At 24.1% G+C, this 5,901-nt stretch carries 5 protein-coding genes and 1 pseudogene; all 6 read left to right on the top strand.

The window, feature by feature from the left end:
* On the top strand, nucleotides 1–659 hold a 659-nt coding region (locus tag ACH2BO_RS11790), incomplete at its 5' end, for an exostosin family protein (RefSeq protein WP_395044933.1).
* A gap of 5 nt (nucleotides 660–664) precedes the next feature.
* The gene (locus ACH2BO_RS11785) at nucleotides 665–2,284 is read left to right on the top strand and encodes a hypothetical protein (RefSeq protein ID WP_395044932.1); all 1,620 of its coding nucleotides are present in this window, start codon (nucleotides 665–667) and stop codon (nucleotides 2,282–2,284) included.
* 8 nt (nucleotides 2,285–2,292) lie between these two features.
* Nucleotides 2,293–3,282, top strand: a complete 990-nt coding sequence (locus tag ACH2BO_RS11780) for a glycosyltransferase family 2 protein (protein ID WP_395044931.1) — start codon at nucleotides 2,293–2,295, stop codon at nucleotides 3,280–3,282.
* Between the two features lie 11 nt (nucleotides 3,283–3,293).
* Nucleotides 3,294–4,412: a glycosyltransferase gene (locus ACH2BO_RS11775; protein WP_395044930.1), complete on the top strand. Its 1,119-nt coding sequence runs from the start codon at nucleotides 3,294–3,296 to the stop codon at nucleotides 4,410–4,412.
* Nucleotides 4,409–5,482 (top strand): glycosyltransferase, encoded by a 1,074-nt coding sequence (locus ACH2BO_RS11770; RefSeq protein ID WP_395044929.1) that lies wholly within the window; start codon nucleotides 4,409–4,411, stop codon nucleotides 5,480–5,482. The genes ACH2BO_RS11775 and ACH2BO_RS11770 overlap by 4 nt, the downstream gene beginning before the upstream one ends.
* A 1-nt stretch (nucleotide 5,483) precedes the next feature.
* Nucleotides 5,484–5,901, top strand: a pseudogene (locus ACH2BO_RS11765) (O-antigen ligase domain-containing protein); the annotation flags it as partial.

Genomic DNA, 5,901 nt, shown 5'->3' with positions numbered 1-5,901 from the left:
GTTTTATAAATAATCCGTATGAAAAATTAAGCAAGCCATTTTACAAAACACAAAAAAAAGAAAAACCATTAATTGGTTTTGTTGGAAATGCAAACGGTTCTTTAAAAAAATATGTAACAGAACTATATTTTTACATTTTATATACTTTTAAAAAGTTGTTAAATAGTATTCAAACAGATTCTCAAAAATTTTATCCATCGAGTATTAAAAGATATTATTATTTAAAAAAATTATCAAAATCAAATAAGATCGAAACTAATTTTATATTCAGAAAAAAATACAGAGCAGGAATAAAATCTGAAGCCGAAAAAATTAAAACTACTCAAGAATTTTTTGAAAACCTTTATAATTGTCCATATACATTTTGCCTAAGAGGAGCAGGAAATTTTTCAGTAAGATTTTATGAAACAATTGCAATGGGACGAATACCTGTAATTGTAAAAACAGATTTTCGATTACCTCTAAATTCATTAATAAACTGGGAAAAACATTGCGTTTTGATTGAAGAAAATAATTTTATAGCAGATTTTTTACAATTTCATTCCAATATAACTCCTTATGATTTTGAACAAATGCAAATAAATAATTTAACATTATGGAAAGATATTTTAAAAAGAGAATCTTATTTTATAACAATAGCATCAATTTTTAATAAATAAAATTTATGATTGAAGCATTGTATTTTATTGAAAAAGGTAGAAAAACAAAAATAGATTTTCTTGTAAAAAATGACAATAAATTTGAAATTAATTGCAATCAATATGTGTCAGAAACTACAACTTCATTTGACATAGAAATAGAGTTTAAATTTTCAATTGTGCAATTCAGAAATCATGATTACACATGGGTAGATTTAAAAATCGATAGAATAGCCAATGAGTTTTCTCCTAAAATCTTAAAACTTGATAATGATTTGTATGTTCAATCTAATATTTTTGAAGGAATTTGGGAAGTTAATAAAAAGGATAAAAGAAAATTATTATGGCGTTTTAATCCCGATGGTGCTTCACCAATAACCTATTATTTGGGTAATGATAATAAAAAAACAATATTAAATTCGAAACAAATTTTTCAGTTTACAGCACTACCAACTTTATTGTTTAATAGTAAAAACGCAATAGAATTTAGTCGTTCAAAAAAAACATTTTCTGCAATTACTGTTTTTACGGATCATTGTGATTTTGATACATTAGAAAATTTAAAATTGCAAAGAACATTTTTTAAACAAAATAATATTAAAATAACAAAAGGTTTTTTTTTAAACCATTTTTCTAAACGAAACGACAACGCATCCTATCAAAACGATGCTTCCGAATTATTAAATTGGAAGCGAGACGGACACGAACTTTGCTATCATTCCTTATCACAATCGATAAAATCTAAAAACGAAAGTTGGAATGATTTTTATAATTTTAAACCACCATTTCCAGATTTAAAAACATGGATAGATCATGGTTATCAACCTTATAATGTTTCGCTTTTAGATAAAAATAAAATTGATTTAAATTTATATGAAAATAATTTAAAAACCAAAAATATTTCAATACTTTGGAATTATGTCGATTGTGGAACAGCAACAAAAGGTGTTGTTAATCAATTAAATAACAATCATTTTACATTGTCTAAATTTCTAAAAGGAAATAATAATTTATCTCTAATTACCAAACTACAATTAATGATTAAAAACATTATTTTTCATTATTATGGAGACGAAAACTTAATATTAAAGTACAAAAAAACTGCAACAGATTTCAAAAAACTAATATACAATAATAATGTAAAAAGCATATTTTCTTTAATCAAAAACTTTTTTCAAATTGGTTTTGATATTTTTAAAGTTATACTTTTTTGGAACAAATCAAAAAACAAATCGTATAAATATGCAAAGTATAACCCAATACTATTTAAGCACACCATATTAAATAATGAATTTTATTTTTTTCAAACACTAGAAATGATTGATTTTAAAAAATCATTATGCAAAAACAATATTGATGAACTAATTTTAGAAAAAGGAGTTTTCATTGCACATACCTATTTTTCTGTGCCAATGAAATATCATCAAGGAAAATTTTTTAAGAATGAGAATGAAATTGATGAAAATGTATCAAAAAATTTCCATTATTTAGGAAACAAGATTAAAAACAATGAAATTTGGAATCCTACATTGATTGAATTAACAAATTATTGGTCTAATTTTGAAAAAATTATTTTGGATGTAAATCTTGAAGGAGAATTGATTGTGAAAAATAATTCTAATTTAATTTTTAGAGAAATAAATTAAATTTATATATGCAATTTACATTAATTATTTGTACCTATATGAGAGCAAATCCTTTGTTGAGGTTGCTTGAGTCTATAAAATTGCAAACATTATATCCAAGTGAAATTTTGATAATTGATGGTTCTACAAATGATGAAACATTTAATATTTTGGAGGAAAATAAATTTCAAAATTTAATTTATTATAAAGTTCGGCCAGAAGACAGAGGATTAACAAAACAAAGAAATTTTGGTGTAAAAAAAGTGCATCAATCTAGTGAAGTTGTTTGTTTTCTAGATGACGATACTGTCTTAGATTTTAATTATTTTAAAAATATTATAGAAACTTTTTTATCTATTCCAAATGCAATAGGTCTTGGTGGAATTGCGATAAATGAAAATAAATGGAAACTCAATACTGAAAATTTCTGTACAAATTCTAAATATTTTGTTCTAGATGGTTTTTATGTTAAGGAATCTTCAAGAAATTATCTAAGAAATGTTTTGGCATTAAATTCAGATCAATTGCCGGGTATTATGCCAGAATTCTCACACGGAAAAACTTTTTCATATCCAATGACTAATAAAAATTACCCTGTTGATTTGCTAGTTGGAATGTCAATGTCTTTTAGAAAACAAATATTTAGCCATATATTTTTTTCTGAATATTTTGAAGGTTATGGATTGTATGAAGATGCAGATTTTTCACTTCGCGCATTACAATTTGGTCAAAATTATATTGTGTCATCTGCTCTTTTATCACATTATCATGATCAATCTGGTAGACCAAATCAATATAAGTATGGTAAAATGGTTGTTAGAAATGGATGGTATGTATGGCGAGTAAAATATCCTAATCCAACATTTTATGCAAAAATTAAGTGGCATAGTATTACATTATTATTGACTTTCATTAGAATTAGTAATATATTTACAACACAACAAGCAAAAGGAGCATTCACAGAATCAATAGGTAGATTATTAGGTTGGTTTAGCTTATTTTTCAATAAACCAAAATAAAATTTAAATAAATGAAATTTGCAATAATAACTCATGTTCCTCATGGAATTGAAAACCAAAAATTTTATGCATATTCACCTTATGTAAAAGAAATGAATATTTGGATAAAGCATTTTGATGAATTAATTATTGTAGCACCTTTATATTTAAAAACAAAAACATCTATTACTCATGAATATCAAAAAGATAATGTTGATTTTAGAGTAATAAGACAATTTAATTTTTTGAATATATTTTCTATTATAAAATCTGTAATTTATTTGCCAAAAGTATGTTTGACCATTTTTATAGCAATGAAAAATGCAGATCATATTCACCTTCGTTGTCCAGGAAATGTTGGTTTACTTGCTTGTTTTATTCAAATTTTATTTCCTGCAAAATCTAAAACTGCAAAATATGCAGGAAATTGGGATGCAAATGCAAAACAACCATTGAGTTATAAACTTCAAAAATGGTTGTTAAATAATAAATTTATAACAAAAAAAATGCAAGTTTTAGTATATGGAGAATGGAAGAAAACAACTAAAAATATAAAACCATTTTTTACTGCATCTTATTATGAAATTGAAAAAAAAGAAATTGAAAAAAAGACGTTGAAAAATAAAATATCATTTGTTTTTGTTGGTACGCTAAGTATTGGTAAGCAACCTTTATATGCTTTAATGATAATTAATGAGTTAATTAAAAAAGGATATAATGTTGAATTATCATTTTATGGAGAAGGAGTTGAAAAAGAAAAATTAAAGACTTTCATTAAAGAAAAAAATATTCAAAACTTTATTTTTTTAAAAGGAAATCAAACACAAGAGATAATTAAAGAAGCTTTTATTACTAGTCATTTTGTAATTTTACCTTCTAAAAGTGAAGGATGGCCAAAAGTTATTGCTGAAGGTATGTTTTGGAAATGTTTACCAATTGCAACATCAGTTTCCTGTATTCCAAATATGCTGGATAATGAAAATAGAGGTGTTTTATTAGAAATGATTTTAGATACTGATATTAAAAAAATAGAAAAGATAATTAATAATGAAGAATTATATAATAAAATGAATGATAATGCAATGCATTGGTCAAGAAAATATACAATTGATTATTTTGAACACGAAATAAAAAAGATATTAGCGAAATGAGAATTCTTCAAATTATAGATTCATTAGATATTGGTGGCGCAGAAAAAATGGCTGTAAATTATGCAAATGCACTTCAGTTAAAAGTAAACTTCTCAGGATTAGTGGCTACTCGAAAAGAAGGAGATTTAAAAAATCAACTAAGTAAAGATGTTAATTATTTATTTCTAAATAGAAAAAAGACTTTTGATTTAAACGCTATTTTAAAATTAAAAAAACATTGTAAAAAAAATAAAATAGAATATTTACAACCACATAGTAGTTCGTTTTTTACCGCATTGTTAGTTAAATTTATGATTCCAAAAATAAAAATAATTTGGCATGATCATAATGGATTAAGTGAATTCTTGAGCACACGAAAATCTTTTGTGTTAAAAATTGCATCATTATTTTTTTATAGAATAATAGTAGTCAATGATCAATTAAAAAAATGGGCTGAAAAAGAGTTATATTGTGAAAAAGTTATTTTTTTGCCTAATTTTACTACAATAAATTCCTTTGAATTAAATGAAACAAAATTAAAAGGTGAAGATGGTAAAAGAATTTTATGTTTAGCAAATTTACGTTTACAAAAAAATCATTTTTTTTTACTCAAAGTTGCTCAAGAATTAATAAAATCGCACAGTGACTGGAGTTTTCATTTAGTAGGTAAAGATTTTAATGATGATTATTCTAAAAAAGTGTTTGATATAATAAGTTCTAAAAATCTGCAAAACAATGTTTTTATATATGGATCAAAAAACGATATTAACAACATAATAAAACAATGTGAAATTGCAATACTTACCTCTCAATCTGAAGGATTGCCAGTTGCTATTTTAGAATATGGTCTGCATAAGAAACCAGTTGTTTCTACCAATGTTGGGGAAATTCCATTAATAATAAAAAATTGTGAAAATGGCTTTGTTGTATCTAAAAATGATGAAAATGAATTTAATAATTCATTAATAAAATTAATAAACGATATAGATTTAAGACGTAAACTTGGGAATTCACTTTACAATACTATAATAGAAAATCATTCTGAAAAAGTTATTATAAAAAATTATCTTGATTGGATAAAAGAAACTTAAAATGAATAAAAAAGATAAAAATTATTTATTTTTAATAATTACCCACCTTCTATTAGGTGTCTTAATATTTTATTTTCCATTTTTTTCAAAAATTGTTAGTTTACTGATTGCTCTTATAGGTGTTTTATTTATTATAAAAACACAAAACAAGAATAATGAAGTTCTATATGCAGCAGCATATATTACTGGTGCAGAAGTTTTGTTAAGAATGTCAGGTGGAAATTTGTTATACGAATATGGGAAATATTCAGTAATGTTATTTTTAATAATAGGAATGTTTTATAGTGGATTCTCTAAAAAAGCATTGCCTTACTGGATTTTTTTAATTTTATTAATACCAGGTATAATAATTGCAACTGAAACTTTAAATCTTGGAACTAATATTAGGAAAACTATTATTTTTAATATATCAGGTCCAG

Origin of the sequence: Flavobacterium sp. (assembly GCF_043773265.1) — a bacterium.
Lineage (GTDB): Bacteria > Bacteroidota > Bacteroidia > Flavobacteriales > Flavobacteriaceae > Flavobacterium.
This window is presented reverse-complemented; position numbering and strand designations above follow the sequence as displayed.